We start from the raw sequence: 18,993 nt of genomic DNA on the forward strand, positions 1-18,993 counted from the left end.
GCGCAACAAGTTCCTGGTCACCGACATGACCGGGAGCGGGATAGTTTGCTTTTTGGTTCAGAAAAAGAGGCGCCGGTTTCTTACCAGCTTCCGGTGCCGCGAGACGTAACACTCTCTCTTTCTGGATCAAATCAAGCGCGAGAAGGGCGTTTGGTGGATGCCTTGGCAGTAAGAGGCGATGAAAGACGTGATACCCTGCGATAAGCCATGGGGAGCCGGGAATAGGCTTTGAACCATGGATCTCTGAATGGGGGAACCCACCTGAAAGTTTGTTATAATAGCCGCAAGGCTGCTTATAATGGGCTTAACCAGGTACTTAAGGACTGAATACATAGGTCTTTAAGAGCAAACCCGGGGAACTGAAACATCTAAGTACCCGGAGGAAAGGACATCAATAGAGACTCCGTTAGTAGTGGCGAGCGAACGCGGACCAGCCGAGCCTGATGAGTGAGAAGAACATGTTGGGAAGCATGGCCATAGCGGGTGATAGCCCCGTATTCGAAGCTCTGAGGGACGTATCAAGTAGGGCGGGACACGTGAAATCCTGTTCGAAGATCGGAGGACCACCTCCGAAGGCTAAGTACTCCTTACTGACCGATAGCGAACCAGTACCGTGAGGGAAAGGTGAAAAGCACCCCGACGAGGGGAGTGAAACAGTACCTGAAACCGAACGCCTACAATCAGTTGGAGGCCCCTTGAGGGCTGACAGCGTACCTTTTGTATAATGGGTCATCGACTTGGTCTCACGAGCAAGCTTAAGCCGCTAGGCGGAGGCGCAGCGAAAGCGAGTCTTAATAGGGCGCATGAGTTCGTGGGATCAGACCCGAAACCGAGTGATCTAGGCATGGCCAGGTTGAAGGTGCGGTAACACGCACTGGAGGACCGAACCCACATCTGTTGAAAAAGATCGGGATGAGCTGTGCCTAGGGGTGAAAGGCCAATCAAACTCGGAGATAGCTGGTTCTCTGCGAAATCTATTTAGGTAGAGCGTCATCCGAATACCCCGGGGGGTAGAGCACTGGATGGGTAATGGGGCCCCACAGGCTTACTGATCCTAACCAAACTCCGAATACCCGGGAGTACTAGATGGCAGACACACGGCGGATGCTAACGTCCGTCGTGGAGAGGGAAACAACCCTGACCTCCGGCTAAGGCCCCCAATTCATGGCTAAGTGGGAAAGCAGGTGGGATGTCCAAAACAACCAGGAGGTTGGCTTAGAAGCAGCCATCCTTTAAAGATAGCGTAACAGCTCACTGGTCTAAATAAGACGTCCTGCGGCGAAGATGTAACGGGGCTCAAGCCATGAGCCGAAGCCGAGGATGCCCATAGGGCATGGTAGCAGAGCGTAGTGTGACATAGTCTCATGTCTCCTTACTTCCCTCGGGAAGATTGGAGACAAGAGGCTTTCGATGAAGCGGGCGCGTGAGCGATCCCGTGGAGAGATCACTAGCGAGAATGATGACATGAGTAGCGACAAAGAGTGTGAGAGACACTCTCGCCGAAAGTCCAAGGGTTCCTGCTTAAAGCTAATCTGAGCAGGGTAAGCCGGCCCCTAAGCCGAGGCCGAAAGGCGTAGGCGATGGGAACCAGGTTAATATTCCTGGGCCGTGGAGTGGTGACGGATTGCAAAGGTAGTTCACTCTTATCGGATTGAGTGGGCTGCTCAGCAGTCCCTGGAAATAGCCCTCCTTTCAGACCGTACCCTAAACCGACACAGGTGGACTGGTAGAGAATACCAAGGCGCTTGAGAGAACGATGTTGAAGGAACTCGGCAAAATACCTCCGTAAGTTCGCGAGAAGGAGGCCCGGGTCCTACGCAAGTGGAATCCGGGGGCACAAACCAGGGGGTGGCGACTGTTTATTAAAAACACAGGGCTCTGCGAAGTCGCAAGACGACGTATAGGGTCTGACGCCTGCCCGGTGCCTGAAGGTTAAAAGGAGGGGTGAGAGCTCCGAATTGAAGCCCAGGTAAACGGCGGCCGTAACTATAACGGTCCTAAGGTAGCGAAATTCCTTGTCGGGTAAGTTCCGACCTGCACGAATGGCGTAACGACTTCCCCGCTGTCTCCAACATCGACTCAGCGAAATTGAATTGCCTGTCAAGATGCAGGCTTCCCGCGGTTAGACGGAAAGACCCCGTGCACCTTTACTACAGCTTCGCACTGGTATCAGGATTGTGATGTGCAGGATAGGTGGTAGGCATCGAAACCAGAACGCAAGTTCCGGTGGAGCCTCCCTTGAGATACCACCCTTCGCACTCTTGATATCTAACCGCGGTCCGTTATCCGGATCCGGGACCCTGCGTGGCGGGTAGTTTGACTGGGGCGGTCGCCTCCTAAAGAGTAACGGAGGCGCGCGAAGGTTGGCTCAGAGCGGTCGGAAATCGCTCGTTGAGTGCAATGGCAGAAGCCAGCCTGACTGCAAGACTGACAAGTCGAGCAGAGACGAAAGTCGGCCATAGTGATCCGGTGGTCCCGCGTGGAAGGGCCATCGCTCAACGGATAAAAGGTACGCCGGGGATAACAGGCTGATACTGCCCAAGAGTCCATATCGACGGCAGTGTTTGGCACCTCGATGTCGGCTCATCTCATCCTGGGGCTGGAGCAGGTCCCAAGGGTACGGCTGTTCGCCGTTTAAAGAGGTACGTGAGCTGGGTTTAGAACGTCGTGAGACAGTTCGGTCCCTATCTGCCGTGGGTGTAGGATACTTGAGAGGAGTTGCCCCTAGTACGAGAGGACCGGGGTGAACGATCCACTGGTGGACCAGTTGTTATGCCAATAGCAGTGCTGGGTAGCTATGATCGGACAGGATAACCGCTGAAGGCATCTAAGCGGGAAGCCCCCCTCAAAACAAGGTATCCCTGAGGGCCGTGGAAGACCACCACGCCGATAGGCCGGAGATGTAAGTGCAGCAATGCATTCAGTTGACCGGTACTAATCGCCCGATAGGCTTGATTTGATCCAGTAACAGACAGTGTTGCCGGAACCAAATAAGCAAACATCCCGAACAAACACTTGGACAACGTTGATTGTAACGCCTTCCGCATGTGGAAATGTCTCGTGACATAACTCAGGTGCGGCAACGCATGTTTACTTCGTAAACACGCTGCCTGCCGCCAAATCCACCTGCCGAAGGCAGCTGGATTTTTCTCGGTTTGGTGGCTACAGCACAAGTGAAACACCCGGTCCCTTCCCGAACCCGGAAGTTAAGCACTGTCGCGCCGATGGTACTTGGGCTCAAGCCCTGGGAGAGTAGGTCACCGCCAAACCTAGTAAAATCCAAATCCTCTCTCAACGATAGAAAATCAACCTGACGCGGGATGGAGCAGCCAGGTAGCTCGTCAGGCTCATAACCTGAAGGTCGCAGGTTCAAATCCTGCTCCCGCAACCAACACTAACTCATCAGAAATATCAAAGGCTTCGGATCTGCCATCCGGGGCCTTCTTCGTGTTCGCGCCTTCCGCACCCGTTGCCAACCACAACAGCCCGGCCAGATCCCCCTCCAGCGTCAAATCCAGGCCGGTGCCCTCCGCCGCAGGCGTCAGCACGATCCGCTCCACCAATGCGCGCAGTGCCTCCTTGGCCTCTTCCATGCCTACGGCGGACCCGAGGGTCCTGATCAGCCGGGTGACCCGCTCCCGGTAGGCCTCTGCCATCGACGGGTGAAACACCACCGGGTCCGGGACAGGGGTGTGGGCCAGCTCCCGTTCCAGCTGCTGGCGCCGCGTGTCGAGCTCGATCATCCGGTCTTTGACCTGCTCCGCGGGCACGCCCGCGATGATCGCATCCACAAGCTTCTGGTGGTCGCGCCTGACGCGGGGGAGCGCCTGTTCCTTTTCCTTGCGGTTCCCGGCGGCTGCGGCTGGGGAGCCTGATCTGACTGGTCCAGTTTGATTGTTAGTGCATCACTGGCCTCGGTTCAATCGGGATGAGGGTTTCAGAAGCCGGGGGCCTGTAGCCCAATGCACTGTGGGGTCGTTTGGTGTTGTAGTGGTTCCTCCATCCTTGGATGATGATCTGCGCCTCTCTCACCGAGTAGAATATCTCGCGATTGAGCAGTTCGTCCCACATCGGGGCGTTGAAGCTCTCGACGTAGCCGTTCTCCCAAGGGCTTCCGGGCTCGATGAAGGCGGTCTTAGCCCCGACAGCCTCGATCCAGGCCCGCACGTCATTGGCAACAAACTCCGGTCCGTTGTCGCTTCGAACGTAAGCTGGCGGCTCGCGTAAGATGAACAAGTCCGTCAGGGCATCAATCACGTCGGTCGAGTCGAGTTTCCGCTTTACTCGGATCGTCTCGCTGCCCGGCAGGCGATGCTTGCATCGCCGAGAGGGGGCATTCACGGCCGAACTCATCCAAGATGTTCAGAGTGCGGAACGCTTTCCCATCGTCGGTTCGGCAATGCACGAAGTCATACGACCAGACATGGTTGCGATACTCGGGGCGCAACCGGATGCATGACCCGTTGTTCAGCCAAAGCCTTCCTTTCTTCGGTTGCTTCGGTGGCACCTTCAGCCCCTCCCGCCGCCACAGCCGCTCAATCCGGCCATCACTGACCTGCCAGCCTGATTCCCGCAGCAATACGGCAACGCGCCGGTAGCCGTAGCTGCCGTATTGCCTGGCCAGCTCGGTCATGTCGGCAACCAGCCGTTCCTCGTCTTCGCGGCCCCTTGGACGGAGCCGCTGCGTCGAACGATGTTGCCCGAGCACGCGGCAGATCCGCCGCTCCGATACCTTCACCTCGCCACGGATCAGCTCGATGCAGGCTCGGCGGCGGGCGGGGCTCAGAAGTTTCCCCGTGCAGCTTCCTTCAAGATGGGCTTGTCCAGTGTCAGGTCCGACACGGCCTTTCTCAGCCGCTCGTTCTCCTTGTGGAGCCGCTTGAGCTCCTTCAGTTGCTCAGTTCCCATCCCACCATACTGCTTGCGCCAGCGGTAGTAGGTCTGCTCCTTGATGCGAACCTCCCGGACCGCATCAACGCGTGCCATTCCCTGCCCGACAAGCACATCAACCTGCCGCAGCTTGTGAACTATTTCCTCTGGCTTGTGCCGCTTGTTCGCCATTCTCTGTCCTCCGTTTCCTAAACATAACGGTGGACCAGTTCAGATGGGGCACTCCAGCTGAACATGGTTCACGGCCGCGCAGTTTAACCAACCAATTCGCTTGAAAATACCGACGCGCTTTTTCGCTTCTGGGACCTGTCGGACTTGCCTCTCTAAGCACCCTGCGGGCGAGCCTGATCACAGAAGGCCGCTTCGTCAGGCAAGGTCGGCGTAATTCCGGCCAATCCTGTCCGCTGTCGCCTGAAGGCGTAAAAGGTGGATTTGCGCGACGGCCTCGACCGTTTGGTCGTTGGCGTTCCACACCAGGTTAACCGCGCCGATCACCTCGGCGCCAGCCAGGATAGGAACGGCGATGGCCGCAGGAAGCTCGCCATAATCCACCGCTCGGCCCCAATGTCCTTGCGCCCGGGCCGCAAAGCCTTTTTGAGCAAAGGCTTTCAGGATTTTCGGCAATTCGAGCAAGGCCGCGGCATCGTCACGCGGCAGGCGTGGCACCAAGTCCTTCAGCACTGCCGTACGGTCCGATTCTGACAGGCCCGAGAGATACGCGCCGCCCAGGGCCGACAAGATCGGCGAGGGGCGGAACCCGATCGTATCCGGATAAACCCCGTGCTTCCTGAATACCCGCGTGCTGTCGACGATCTCGGTCCGGCCGCCGCCGATCGCGGCAGCCAGATCCACCCCCAGACCGGTTTCTTCAGAGAGCCTGACGATCTCCTCCTTGCTGACGGCCACCAGCCTGTCGACCAAGTCTGGCACACCGCCTGCCTGTGGAAAGGCAGAGCCGAGCTGGAAGCATCCGTCACTGCTTCTGCGCGTCAGCCAGCGCCGACTCTCCAAAGTTGCGCATATTCGCAGCAGCGTCGGTTTCGAAAGCCCGGTTCGCGCCGCCAGGAAAGCAAGCGAGCTTGCCCCTGAGGTGTGGATGACTTCGAGCACAGTCAACCCGCGTTCGATGGATCGATTCAATTTTGTCATAGCGCCATTTCACCTAGTGTAACATCAAATCGACTTACACTCAGTCGTTCAATATTTTTCTTCTTAGCGCCTGAGGCCGGGGAGAGGAGCCTAGGTCTGATGGCAGGTGATTACTCTTGGGAGGAACCCAGTGTCAGAATTTAAGAAATCTGCATATTTGGAATACGTGATGGCCGGGCTCTCGCTCGTAGTCATCGCAGTTGTGTTCTACGTGTCAGTCTTTGGTGTGTTTTCCGATTCCTACCTGCGTGTGGGCATGCTTCTGGTTGGCGGTTCGCTGATCATCCTGTCTTGTATAGGGCGGTGCAGCGGCCTTGCCGATCGCGGGATTCTGGTAGCAGTCGCAATCGCTCTTTCGTTGAGCGTTTTCCAATATTTCCAAGCCGCCGAACAGATCGAGACCGGCCTCTACTTTCTGACGACAACTGATATCTGGATGGGTCTATTCGGTCTCTTTGCGGTGATCGAGTTGACCCGGCGGTCGGTTGGCCTTGTGATGGCGGTGGTCGCCGGCGTCCTGCTCGCCTATGGCGCCTTTGGTCATCTGGCGCCGGGTTTCCTGAGGCATGCCGGAATCTCCGCCGAGGAGTTGATGACCGTATTGTGGTATTCCTTCGACGGTGTCTTCGGGCGGCCCATGGCCACAGTTGTGTCGACCATCCTGATCTTCATCATCTTCGGCGCCCTTCTGGAACTGCTCGCGATCGACCTGGTGCTCGTGCGCCTCGCTATGGCGGCCACCGGGCGGATGCGATCCGGTCCCGCAGCCGCAGCCACGGTTGCCAGTGGATTGTTCGGCACAATCTCCGGCAGCGCCGTGGCCAATGTCGTGGGCACCGGCGTGATCACCATTCCGCTGATCAAGAAACGCGGCTTCTCGCCCCGTTTTGCGGCGGCGGTGGAATCCGCAGCGTCCAGCGGCGGCCAGATCACCCCGCCGATCATGGGGGCCGTGGCTTTCATCATGGCCGATGTGACCGGCATGCCCTACCTGACGATCTGTGCAGCCGCCGCCGTGCCAGCGCTGCTGTATTACGGCGGCCTGTTTGTCGCGATCTCCAGCGCCGCGCGGAATATGGATCTGACCGAGGAGCCCCGCCCGAACATCTCGTTCAATTGGCGCGAACTGGCGCAAATGGCGATCTTCGTGCTGGCGCTTGCAGGCATCGTGGTGACCATGGTTGGCGGCTCGTCGCCTGCGTATGCCGGTTTTGTCGGCGTCGCCCTCGCTGCGGTGCTGGGCTTTGCCATCCGCCTCGATCTGCTGGCCAACGGGTCGGCTTGGCTGAAGTTCATCCGCTCCGCCGGGCTGATCTCCGCGCAGTTGGTGGTCATCGTCGGTGCGGTGGGGATCGTCATCGGCGTGTTGAACCTGACCGGCGTGGGGCTGCGCTTTGCCTCTCTGCTTTCTAGCCTCGCGGAGGATCAGTTGATCCTGTCGTTGATCCTGATGGCTATTGCTTGCCTGCTTCTGGGCATGGGTATGCCGACCGTGCCTGCTTACCTGATCATCGTTCTGGTGATGGGGCCGTCGCTGCAAAAGCTCGGAGTGCCAATCATCCACACTCACATGTTCGTGTTGTACTTCGGGGTATTGTCGGCCATCACACCGCCGGTTGCCCTGGCGGCCTTTGCCGCGGCACCGATTGCGGAGTCCAGTCCGATGGCCACGGCAATGGAAGCCTCGCGCCTTGCGCTTCCCGGCTTTGTGATACCGTTCGCCTTCATCTACCAGCCGGCACTCCTGCTGGGCACCGGTTTCGACCTGGCGGAGTCCGCGCAGTCCATCCTGTTCGTCCTGCTCGCGACGATCTTGATCTCTCGCGCCTGCTATCCGCGACGCGGCAAGGCTTACATGGTGCCCATCGGCCTGGGACTGGCTGCCGCACTCATCTTCTTCGGACCGATGATATCCTGGATTGCCGCGGCCGCTGCTGTGGGGCTGATGTATGTCGACCGCTTGGATCTGAACACAAAAGACCAGTTTTCGTAACTATATAAGGGAGAGCGAAACCATGAAGACGACTCATATCAATCGCCGCAGCGTCCTGGCCTGTACCGCCGCCGCCGCAGGGCTGAGCATGCTGCCGCGTGCCGCGCTGGCAAAAGAACTGCTGCGCATGTCGACGCTGGGGCCCGGAACCAGCCCGAACCTCGTGATGACCACCTTCGCCAATATCATCAACCGAGAATTGTCGGACTATGAAATCCAGATCAATGCCACCGGCGCCGCCACCCGCCACGTGCTGGAAGTGGCGATGGGCAAGACGGCCTTCTGTATGTCCTCACCCGCGCTGCATGCGCTGATGTCGAACCAGCGCGCGATGTTCCAGAAAATGGACCAGGCGCCGGAGCTGTCAAAGAAGCTGCGCACCGTGCTGAACTTCCCGATGGGGGTCTATCACATCGCGGTCTATGAAAGCTCGGGCATCGCCTCGCTGGACGACGTGAAGAGTAAGCGGGTCTTCCTCGGTCCTCCAGGCAGTGCGGCATTCGCAACCATGTCCCGGCTCTTCGAAGCGGTCACCGGCCTGAAGGCTGGCGAGGATTACGAGGCGGTCAAGCTCGGCTGGGATGCCGCCGCAGCCTCGTTCCAAGATGGCAACCTTGACATCTACTGCAACCCCACCAACGCGCCCAGTCCGGTGCTAACACAAATCGCCGTGACCAACCCGATCCGCTTCCTTGGCATTCCCGGGGACAAGTTGGAGAGCGATGCGGTCAAGGCGCTGGCCAACCGTCCCGGTTTCGGTCTCGGCACGCTGCCGGCAGGCGTTTACGGAGACAACCAGGTCAACGAAGACGACGTCACGACCCTGCGCGTGACCGTGGGCATCGTCACAAACGAGGAGGCCGACGAGGACATGATCTACACCATGACCAAGACCTTCTTCGAGGGTGTTGCGCAGATGCGCGACAGCGCGCCCTGGCTCGCCTCCATCACCCCCGAAGCGGCCGTGGCGGACCTGAACATGCCGCTGCATCCGGGGTCGCTACGGGCGCTCGAAGAGATGGGCGTGACCATCCCCGACGTCGCGCGGGGCTGAACGATCAACAGACCGGGGCACCAGCGTCCCGGTCAACTATCAGATGGTGCCGGAATATGACCAAGAACGTACTTTTCATCATGTGTGACCAGTTGCGGTGGGATTACCTGTCCTGCACCGGGCACCCGCATCTGCACACGCCGAATATCGACGCGCTGGCAGCGCGCGGCGTGCTCTTCGACCGGGCCTATGTGCAATCGCCCATCTGCGGACCGTCGCGGATGTCGTTTTATACCGGCCGCTATGTCAGCTCGCACGGCTCGACATGGAACAACATCCCGCTCAAGGTGGGCGAGATGACCCTGGGCGATCACCTGCGCCCGTTGGGCGTCCGCACAGCGCTGTGCGGTAAGACTCACATGACAGCTGATGTCGAGGGCATGAAGCGTCTCGGCCTGGCGCCCGACAGCAAAATCGGTGCCTTGGTCGCCGAATGCGGCTTCGAGCCTTACGAGCGAGATGACGGGCTGCACCCGGACGGGCCCCGGTATGCCCGAAATGAGGCCTATGACCGCTTTATGAAGGCCCGCGGCTGGCCTGACGAGAACCCTTGGGAGACGGTCGCGAACAGCGCCGAGGACGAGGACGGCAACATCCTCAGCGGCTGGTTCATGGACAACGCCGACAAGCCCGCGCGCGCCGCAGATGAGGAGAGCGAAACCCCCTACATCACCAGTCGCGCGATGGACTTCATCCGCGAGGCGGGCGACACGCCCTGGTGTCTTCACCTGAGTTATATCAAACCGCATTGGCCGTATATCGTGCCTGCGCCCTATCACGACATGTACGGCCCTGAAACGCATCTTCCGCCGGTGCGCAGCAACACCGAGCGTTCCGACCCGCACCCTGTGTACGGCGCCTTTATGGAGGAACGCGTGAGCCGCGCCTTTTGCGACGACGGCACCCGCACCCGCGTGCTGACAGCCTACATGGGGCTGATCAAGCAGATCGACGACCAGATGGGGCGGCTGATGGCCTTCCTCGACGAACAAGGTCTCACCGACGATACGATGATCGTCTTCACCTCGGACCATGGCGACTACCTCGGAGATCACTGGATGGGCGAGAAGGAGCTGTTCCACGAAGCCTCCGCCCGCATTCCGCTGATCCTGGTCGACCCGCGTGCCGAGGCCGACGCCACCCGTGGGCGGAAGTCCTCGGCTCTGGTCGAGGCCGTCGATGTGGTGCCGACCATCATCGATTATTTCGGCGGCGGGACGGTCCCGCATATCATCGAAGGCAGATCGCTTCTGCCAATCCTGCATGGCCAGGCCAATCACCTTCGGGATGTCGCAATTTCGGAATACGACTATTCAATGCGCGACGTCCGGCGCCGACTTGGCGTCGAGGTCAAGGACGCCAAGCTGACGATGCTGTTTGACGGGCGCTGGAAGTACATATTCGCCGAAGGCTTCCGGCCAATGCTTTTCGACCTCGGAAACGATCCCGACGAACTCAGCGATCTCGGAGCCGATCCGGCCCATGCAGAGGAATGCGCCCGCCTGGAACAGATGTTCTTTGCCTGGAGCCGCCGAACCTCGCAGCGCGTCACCCGTTCCGACGCTTGGATCGAAGCGCGGGACCCCAGCCTGGGAGAGGCCAAGGCGGGCATCCTGATTGGCTATCGCAACGAGGCAGAACTGCGCGAAGTTCTTGGACCGGGTGCGGCCCGCGCCAGAAAAATCGACAAGGCCACCTGATCCGATGGCCCTGACACACACGGTTCTCAACCGTCTCTCGCCGGTCCGGCCGTGGATTCGCGGCCAAACACCGGCCTCCTTGAAGGCAGATGCGCTAGCCGGGCTCACGGGCGCGACTATCGTCCTGCCTCAGGGGGTCGCGTTTGCGATCATCGCCGGGTTGCCGCCGGAATACGGGCTGTTCACCGCGGTGCTCGTGACCGCAATCGCCGCCCTTTGGGGGTCATCGCGAGTTATGGTCTCGGGGCCGACCACGGCTATTTCCGCGGTGCTCTTCGCCTCGCTAAGCGGTCTCGCCGTGCCGGGAAGCGAAAACTACATCGCACTCGCGCTCATGCTGACCTTCCTTGTCGGCGCGCTGCAGCTCGCGGCAGGGCTGGCCGGTCTTGGCAGTCTGATCGCCTTCATCTCGCATTCGGTGATCGTCGGGTTCACCTCCGCCGCCGCGGTCCTGATCGCGGTGTCCCAGCTCGGCCCGGCGCTTGGCCTCGCCGGTGGCGAGGGCGGCGTGTTGCAGCGTTTGTCAGGAATCGCATCCGAAATGGGCGCGGTGAACATGGATGCGGTGATCATCGCAGCGGTGACTTTGGCCAGCCTGATCTTGTCAGCTCGCATCAGCCGCCTCCTGCCCGGCTACATCATCGCGCTGGTCTGCGGCTCGCTCGCTGCCATTTTGCTTCGCGCCGAGGCTTCAGGCGTCAGGATGTTCGCACCGCTCGACGCTGTGCTGCCGTCGTTCCGGGCACCTGACCTGTCAGTGGGCACCATCGGCGCGTTGCTGCCGGCCGCCGCGGCGGTCGCCTGCGTCGGCTTGCTGGAGGCGATCTCGATCGGCAAGTCTTTCGCCATCCGACGCGGCGAAACCTACGACAGCAATCAGGAAATCGTCGGACAGGGTCTTTCTAACCTCATCGGCAGCTTCTTTCAGTGCTACGCCGGTTCGGGTTCCTTCACCCGCTCGGGGCTGAACGCAGAAAGCGGGGCCGTCTCGCCGATGTCGGCGGTTTTCGCCGCGGGCTTCCTGGTCGTTCTGCTGCTCTTGCTGGCTCCATTCGTGCGCTTCGTCCCCGTCCCGGCCATGGCGGCGATAATCCTCTACGTTGCCTGGCGGCTGATCAATATCGCCGAGATCCGCCACATCCTGGCCACCAGCCGGTCCGAGACGTTCATCCTTGCCGCCACCTTCCTGACCGGCATCCTCTCGGGGCTCGACTTCGCAATCCTCGTCGGCGTCGTCGCCTCATTGTCGATCTTCCTCAACAAAAGCGCGCATCCTTTGGTCGCCGTTGGAGCGCCGACCGAAGTGAACGGCCGCCGCGTGTTCATGAACGCCGAGACCTTTAATCTGCCGCAATGCCCGCAAATCCGGTTCGTGCGCATCGAAGGCCCTCTGTTCTTTGCCTCGATCGAGCATGTCGAACGGGAATTCCGGCAGATGGAAGAAAAGGACGGTTTCAAGACCTGTATCCTCAACCTCAAAGGGGTCGGCAAGATCGATCTCGCCGGGGCTGACTTCATCTTGTCTGAAGCGCGGCGTGCGCGGGTGCGTGGCAACGACCTGCATCTCATTGCCGCCAATCCTAATGTTCTCAACGTGCTAAAACGGCTTCACTGCTTGGAGGAACTGGGGCCGGAGAACGTAAGTCCGCACAAATCTGACGCCATCCAACCCGCGGTCATCAACGCCGCGGATACGATCTGCCAAGCATGCACGATCCGCTGTTTCAAAGAATGCGCCAACAAGCCCGGTTCCGGACATGGCGCGTAACGCGCTTGTGTCGGCCCCGTCCCGCTTGTCTCTCGCTCCAGCAGCGCATAGCGCATGGGTTGTTTATCCGCCCGATGCTGAGCGGGAATGAAAAAGCTTGGCTCCGATGGACTGACTTTGCGCTGGAACCCAACCTCCCTTCGCTTTGGGGCCAAGGCGAGCAGGCGGAGCTCGCATTTCCTCGCTTCCATGCCCCGCCCGAAGGTGGGGTGACCGCTTGGTATACAATGTGTTTGACCGCCATCGGCGAGGATCGCCGTCTTCCTGAAACAACGACTTTGAATGAAATGATTGCTGCCTACGACGCGCGCGACGAAAGCCGCGCCAACACCTGGCGAAACACGTTCGCCTGATTACAGAGGGAGAGACATGGTTTCTTTCTGCAATGATGGCGATCTCGTCACGCAGCGAAGATCAGGTAGACGTCCGAGGATGGTCCGAAGTTGCCAGTAGCAGGCCAAGCAGCGAACGGCAGCTTGCCACTCTTCTAACGGGGGCCTGCGCAGCCGCAGCGGAAGCCAAGCTAACGCAGCGAACGGCAGAAAAGTCCGCATCCCTTCCGTCTGACGATGGTTGCTGGCTGCATTTCCGCCGACGCGCCTTCGAGAGCTACCGTGGCTCGGCCGTTCTCAAGCGGCCGTGCTTTCGGGACTGCGAGCCGCGCCCGGCCCGATGTTTGAGGCGCTTACACAGTCCGATTTCCCGGGACCAGTCACTGCCCGGCTCGGCTGCCATGACAACCCTGAGCACACCGTCCACAAGCATCAGGCGGGTCATGTCGGACAGACGGTCCAAAATGCTCAGCTATTTGGGACAGCCTTGTACAAGTCACCCGCTCGACCGGGGCACAGGCATTCAGGGACGCCAACGCGCCGGGAGCGGGGTTAGAACGGACGTTCGAGGCGGCGGCCAATATGGGTGCATTGCAGATGACAGCGTTGCTCACTTCGGCAGTTCGATATCTAACCGCCGGGAACTTTTTAAGCCCCAAGAACCTATATATATCAACTGCTTAATTGGTTTTCTGCGCGCCACACGAAGGTGCAGGAAACGCATATTGCCTTCGCTCCGTGGGCGCCTTCCAAAGTCGCAACGGATGCACAAAAATTCAGCAACTGCACCGTGATCATCGCAGCCAGCTCCTGAAAACTTTTGACAGTCTAGGCAAATTTGCGCATCTTCAAATCAACATATTGGCAAAAGCGCCTCGCACCCTGTGGTTCGTCTTCGTGACGCACGCAGGGTGTGGGGCGTTTTTCGTTTCAGGAGCGTCGCGTGACCCGCAGCATCGACATTGGACTTCTCTTCTCAACCTCTGGACCCTATCGCCTGATGGGCCAAGCCAGTCGAGAAGGCGCGCTTAAGGCTATCGAGCAGGTTAATCAGGACATTGAGATAGATTTGGTCTTCTGTCCGGTGGAGCGTGACCCGGGCGGAGACATCGACGCTTATGCGCCGCTTTGTGAGGACATCCTGAAAACCAGTTCGGCGCGGCATGTGATTGGTTGCACCACCAGTTGGAGCCGCAAGGAAGTCATTCCCAGCCTTGAACGGCTTGGGGGTATGCTGTGGTATCCCACGCCTTACGAAGGTTTCGAGTCCTCCGACCGCGTGGTCTATGCGCATGCCTGCCCGAACCAGCACCTCCTTCCGCTGCTGGAGTACGCCTTCGCAGCCTATGGCAGCCGTCCCTATCTGACCGGTTCGAATTATATCTGGGGCTGGGAGATGAACCGTATCGCCCGCGAGGCCAGCGCGCAGCGCGGGGCAAATGTCTTGGGCGAGCGATATGTGCCGATCGGATCGACGGATATTGCGCGCCTTGTCGATGAAATCGCGGCACTAAAACCGGACTTTATCCTGAACCAGCTGATCGGTCCGTCCCAATACGCCTTTCTCAAAGAGATGGCGCAACTGCGGGCAACGGATCCCTTCTTTGGCGGCAACAAATGCCCGGTCCTGTCGTGCAACATGACCGAGGCGGAACTGGTAGCCATGGGCACCGCGGCAGAGGGGATCATCGCCGCCGGTCCGTGGTTCAAGGGAATGGCCCCCGCGCTGCCCGGCAACGAGGGGCGTGACGATTTCGGATCGTCTTTCGAGGCGGCGGCGCACGCCTCTGTCATGATGCTGGCCCGCCTGCTGTCGAGCGCCCCGAACGCCGAAGCCCTGAGCCTGTCTGAGCTGCTGGCCGCGCCATATGCCGCAATGGTCGGTATCAGTCCGCGTACACATCACGTTGCCCTGCCGGTCGCCATTGCCGAGGTGCGCAACGGCAACTTTGTTCCGATCAAGACCCACGCCAGCATCGAGGGCGACCCTTATCTGACGCAACCGACGAACCGTCCACAACCGATGCTGAGGGTGGTGCCATGAGACGCCGTCTGAGCATTCCCGAACTGGGCGGCGCGCGGGCAGTGATCCTGCACCGGCGCCACGCCAACGTGACCGCGCTGGCGCGCCAGCTGGAAGCGGTGGGGCTGCACGTCGATTGTCATTGGCCGGACCTTCCCGCCTCCGTGCGCGGGGCTGACTACCTCTTCATCGACGTCGACATGGCCTATGACGATCAATTTCCCTGGAAACCAGGCGAAGCGCCACTGCCCACCATTGCGCTGATCGGGTCCGAAGCGCCCGGCCGCATCGAATGGCTGATGAACTTCGGCGTTGATGCCCAGATCCTCAAACCCGTCGGCGACAACGGCGTCTATTCGGCACTCTTGATCGCGCGGGCAACCTTTAACGCGCGAATCGGGCTGGCCGGCGAAATCGACAATCTGCGCCAGCGTCTTGGCCAAAGGCAGACCGTGGTGCAGGCCGTGGCGGTCCTCGCAACGCGCGGAAAAACTGAAGACGAGGCCTACGAACAGCTGCGCGGCATGGCGATGGCATGGCGCATCAGCTTCGAAGAGGCCGCCAACAGGATCGTAGCCTCGTTCAGCGGTGGAAGGACGGACAAGGATCATGGCTGACATGACAGTACAAGCAACACCAAACGCCATTCCGGCCAGCGCTCTGCGGCGTCTGTTGCGCCGCAAGCTCGCACTCTTTGGATTGGCGATCATCGTGCTGGTCGTAGGGGGCGCGGCCTTGGCACCGTGGATCGCGCCCTACGCGCCGGACGAACAGCTGTTCGAGGGGCTGACGCTGTTTGGCGAACCCATGCCGCCCAGCGGAGACTTCCTCATGGGCACTGACTTGCTAGGCCGCGATCTGTTCAGCCGGATGCTCTACGGCGCGCAGACCTCGCTTATCATCGGTGTGGTTGCCAATGGCATTGCTCTGGTGATCGGAACGCTGGTTGGCGTGCTCGCGGGGTTTGTCCGCGGTTGGTTCGGGGCCGTTCTCATGCGGTTCACCGACCTTATGATGGCCTTCCCGGCCCTGTTGCTTGCAATCTGTCTCGCGGCGATCTTCCAGCCGTCGCTCTGGATCGTGGCCATGGTGATCGCACTGGTAAACTGGGTGCAGACTGCGCGGGTGGTCTATACTGAAACCACCTCGCTGGCAGAGCGGGAATTCATCGCCGCCGAGAAAACGCTTGGCGCGTCCCGGTCGCGCATCCTGTTCAAGCACATCCTTCCACACCTCATCCCGACGCTGATCGTCTGGGGCACACTGGGGATCTCTGTCACCGTGCTTCTTGAGGCAACACTCAGCTTTCTTGGGGTCGGTGTGCAGCCGCCAACACCCAGCTGGGGCAACATCATCTTCGAAAACCAAACCTATTTCCAGGCAGCGCCTTGGTTGGTCTTCATCCCCGGCGCGGCGATCCTGCTGTTGGCGCTGGCTTTCAATCTCGTGGGCGACGCGCTGCGCGACGTGCTCGACCCGACCCAAAGGGGAAACGACTGATGGCCGGTTATCTTACTCGCCGCACAATCCAATCCTTGCTGATCCTTCTGGGCGTCAGTTTCATCACCTTCGTGCTGCTCTATGTGCTACCTGCCGACCCGGTGCGCCAGATTGCCGGGCGCTCTGCTACGGCGCAGACGGTTGAAAACATCCGCCAGCAGTTGGGGCTCGACCAGCCGATGTTGGTGCAATACTGGCGTTACCTGGTTGGGCTGGTGCAGGGCGACATGGGTCGCAGTTACCTGCAAAAGACCGAAGTTTCGACGCTGATCGCCGCGCGGCTACCCGCCTCGCTGCTTTTGATGGCCGGCGGCATCTTCTGCGAGCTTCTGATCGGGCTGACCTTCGGCGTCGTGGCCGCCGTCTATCGTGGTAGACCGCTGGACCAAGGGCTGATGGTGACATCTTTCGTCGCGGTTTCCGCGCCGCAGTTCGTGGTGGGCCTGTTGCTGCTCTACGTCTTTGCAGTGCAGCTTGGATGGTTTCCAATCGGCGGTTACGGCACTTTTGCGCATCTCGTGCTGCCTGCGGTGACACTCGGCATCATGGGGTCCGGCTGGTATTCCCGCATGATGCGCTCCAGCATGGTCGAGGTGCTGCGGCAGGACTACATTCGAACCGCCCGTGCAAAGGGGCTGAAGCGCTCGAAGGTCCTGATGCGCCACGCCCTGCCCAATGCCATCCTGCCCATCATCGCCATGATCGGCATCGACATCGGCATCTTCATGGGCGGCATCGTCGTCGTCGAAAGCGTCTTTGGATGGCCCGGCATCGGACAGCTGGCGTGGCAGGCAATCCAGCGCGTCGACATCCCGATCATTATGGGTGTCACGATGGTCTCTGCCACGGCCATCGTGCTGGGCAACCTGCTCGCCGACCTCATTACCCCACTCATCGATCCGCGCATCAAGTTGCGCTGATCCTTGGGCCTTTCCTCCGACCTCCAACCAACAGGGAATAACAATGAAAAAACTTCTCCTCTCTACTGCCTTGATGGCGGCCACCGCTTTGCCCGGCTTTGCCCAGAACTACACGCCTGATCCGGATGCCACGCCTGGCGGCATGATCACCGTCACCTACAAGGACGACGTGGCGACGCTCGACCCGGCCATCGGGTACGACTGGCAGAACTGGTCGATGATCAAATCACTCTTCGACGGGCTGATGGATTACGTCCCCGGCACGACTGAATTACGCCCCGGCCTCGCAGAAAGCTACGAGATCTCCGAGGACGGCACAGTCTTCACCTTCACCCTGCGCGAAGGCGTGACATTTCACAACGGGCGCGAGATGACCGCCGAGGACGTGAAATACTCGCTCGACCGCGTGACCAATCCTGAAACTCAATCGCCCGGCGCGGGCTTCTTTGCCTCCATCGTGGGCTATGACGCCGTTGCCACTGGCGAAGCAGATACACTGGCGGGTGTCGAGGTGCTCGACTCCACAACGGTCCAGATCACCCTGTCACGCGCCGATGCCACCTTCCTGCACGTGATGGCACTGAACTTTGCCTCCATCGTGCCGCAGGAGGCCGTAGCCGAGCATGGCACCGACTTCGGCAAGCATCCCGTCGGCACCGGTGCCTTCAAGCTCGGGGAGTGGGAAATCGGCCAGCGCCTTGTCTTCGAGAAGAACGAGGACTATTGGCGAGATGGCGTGCCGTATCTGGATGGCGTGACCTTTGAAGTGGGCCAGGAACCCATCGTCGCCCTTCTCCGCCTTCAGCAGGGCGAGGTTGACGTGCCCGGCGACGGCATCCCCCCGGCGAAATTCCAGGAAGTTATGGGCGACCCGGCGCAGGCTGCGCGCGTGGTCGAGGGGGGCCAGCTGCATACCGGTTACATCACGCTGAATGTGGGCATCGAGCCGCTCGACAAGCTGCCCGTGCGCGAAGCCATCAACATGGCAATCAATAAGAAGCGCATCACCCAGATCATCAACGGTCGCGCCGTGCCCGCGACCCAGCCGTTGCCGCCGACCATGCCGGGCTACACCGACGGTTTTGGAGGCTATGCCTTCGACGTGGAAGCGGCCAAGGCCAAACTGGCAGAGGTAGGCTTGAGCGATGGTTTCTCCACCGAGCTGTTTGTCATGAACACCGACCCGAACCCGCGCATCGCGCAGGCGATCCAGCAGGATCTGAAGGCCATTGGTGTAGACGTTGAAATCCGTTCTCTTGCGCAGGCGAACGTGATCGAAGCAGGCGGAGCGGGCGAAGCACCGATGATCTGGTCCGGAGGCATGGCGTGGATCGCTGACTTCCCGGATCCGTCGAACTTCTACGGCCCGATCCTGGGCTGTGCCGGTGCGGGTGAAGGCGGCTGGAACTGGTCCAAGTTCTGTGATGAGAGCATAGACGCGATGGCCACCAACGCCGACAGCATGACCGACCCGTCGGCCCCGGAGCGTCTGGAGATGTGGTCCGACGTCTACATGAAGGTCATGGAACAGGCCCCCTGGGTTCCGGTCTTCAATGAGCAGCGCTATACCATGAAGTCCGAGCGTATGGGCGGTGATGACGCGCTGTACGTCGACCCGGTCTCGATCCCGGTCAACTATGACTACGTCTACGTGACCGAGTAAG

Annotated in this window: 12 protein-coding genes, 1 tRNA gene, 2 rRNA genes and 1 pseudogene; 14 read left to right on the forward strand and 2 right to left on the reverse strand. The window is 60.1% G+C overall.

Annotation, left to right across the window (positions count from 1 at the left end):
- The first annotated feature begins 129 nt into the window (after positions 1-129).
- From AC0IPL_RS20835 to AC0IPL_RS20850, 4 genes are all read left to right on the forward strand, one after another.
- Positions 130-2,959 (forward strand): 23S ribosomal RNA (locus AC0IPL_RS20835).
- 195 nt (positions 2,960-3,154) lie between these two features.
- Positions 3,155-3,269 (forward strand): 5S ribosomal RNA (gene rrf, locus AC0IPL_RS20840).
- Positions 3,270-3,314: 45 nt separating this feature from the next.
- A tRNA-Met gene (locus AC0IPL_RS20845) sits at positions 3,315-3,391 on the forward strand.
- A gap of 301 nt (positions 3,392-3,692) precedes the next feature.
- A complete protein-coding gene (locus AC0IPL_RS20850; RefSeq protein ID WP_474277037.1) occupies positions 3,693-3,875 on the forward strand; it encodes a hypothetical protein in 183 nt (60 codons plus the stop codon).
- 22 nt (positions 3,876-3,897) lie between these two features.
- Here AC0IPL_RS20850 and AC0IPL_RS20855 read toward each other — a convergent pair.
- Both AC0IPL_RS20855 and AC0IPL_RS20860 read right to left on the reverse strand, forming a co-directional pair.
- Positions 3,898-5,061 (reverse strand): annotated as a pseudogene (locus tag AC0IPL_RS20855) (IS3 family transposase).
- A gap of 195 nt (positions 5,062-5,256) precedes the next feature.
- The gene (locus AC0IPL_RS20860; protein WP_474277038.1) at positions 5,257-6,039 is read right to left on the reverse strand and encodes an IclR family transcriptional regulator; all 783 of its coding nucleotides are present in this window, start codon (positions 6,037-6,039) and stop codon (positions 5,257-5,259) included.
- Positions 6,040-6,169: 130 nt separating this feature from the next.
- Here AC0IPL_RS20860 and AC0IPL_RS20865 point away from each other — a divergent pair, with 130 nt between their 5' ends.
- The 10 genes from AC0IPL_RS20865 (at position 6,170) to AC0IPL_RS20910 (ending at position 18,992) form a co-directional block, all read left to right on the forward strand.
- On the forward strand, positions 6,170-8,032 hold the full coding sequence (locus AC0IPL_RS20865; protein WP_474277039.1) for a TRAP transporter permease: 1,863 nt from the start codon (positions 6,170-6,172) through the stop codon (positions 8,030-8,032).
- A gap of 22 nt (positions 8,033-8,054) precedes the next feature.
- Positions 8,055-9,086 (forward strand): TAXI family TRAP transporter solute-binding subunit, encoded by a 1,032-nt coding sequence (locus tag AC0IPL_RS20870; RefSeq protein WP_474277040.1) that lies wholly within the window; start codon positions 8,055-8,057, stop codon positions 9,084-9,086.
- Positions 9,087-9,142: 56 nt separating this feature from the next.
- On the forward strand, positions 9,143-10,786 hold the full coding sequence (locus AC0IPL_RS20875) for an alkaline phosphatase family protein (RefSeq protein WP_474277041.1): 1,644 nt from the start codon (positions 9,143-9,145) through the stop codon (positions 10,784-10,786).
- 4 nt (positions 10,787-10,790) lie between these two features.
- On the forward strand, positions 10,791-12,554 hold the full coding sequence (locus AC0IPL_RS20880; RefSeq protein ID WP_474277042.1) for a SulP family inorganic anion transporter: 1,764 nt from the start codon (positions 10,791-10,793) through the stop codon (positions 12,552-12,554).
- Between the two features lie 59 nt (positions 12,555-12,613).
- The gene (locus AC0IPL_RS20885; protein WP_474277043.1) at positions 12,614-12,907 is read left to right on the forward strand and encodes a hypothetical protein; all 294 of its coding nucleotides are present in this window, start codon (positions 12,614-12,616) and stop codon (positions 12,905-12,907) included.
- 922 nt (positions 12,908-13,829) lie between these two features.
- Positions 13,830-14,930 carry a transporter substrate-binding protein gene (locus AC0IPL_RS20890; RefSeq protein ID WP_474277044.1) on the forward strand — a complete coding sequence of 367 codons (1,101 nt, stop codon included), beginning with the start codon at positions 13,830-13,832 and terminating at the stop codon, positions 14,928-14,930.
- Entirely contained in the window at positions 14,927-15,526 is a 600-nt protein-coding gene (locus AC0IPL_RS20895; protein ID WP_474277045.1) for an ANTAR domain-containing response regulator, read from the forward strand. The genes AC0IPL_RS20890 and AC0IPL_RS20895 overlap by 4 nt, the downstream gene beginning before the upstream one ends.
- A gap of 1 nt (position 15,527) precedes the next feature.
- Positions 15,528-16,409: an ABC transporter permease gene (locus AC0IPL_RS20900; RefSeq protein WP_474277046.1), complete on the forward strand. Its 882-nt coding sequence runs from the start codon at positions 15,528-15,530 to the stop codon at positions 16,407-16,409.
- Complete coding sequence (locus AC0IPL_RS20905; RefSeq protein ID WP_474277047.1) at positions 16,409-17,329, forward strand: ABC transporter permease; 921 nt, start codon at positions 16,409-16,411, stop codon at positions 17,327-17,329. Before AC0IPL_RS20900 ends, AC0IPL_RS20905 begins: the two co-directional genes overlap by 1 nt.
- Positions 17,330-17,372: 43 nt before the next feature.
- Entirely contained in the window at positions 17,373-18,992 is a 1,620-nt protein-coding gene (locus tag AC0IPL_RS20910; protein ID WP_474277048.1) for an ABC transporter substrate-binding protein, read from the forward strand.
- Position 18,993 lies beyond the last annotated feature (1 nt).

It is taken from the genome of Leisingera sp. SA32, assembly GCF_056033425.1.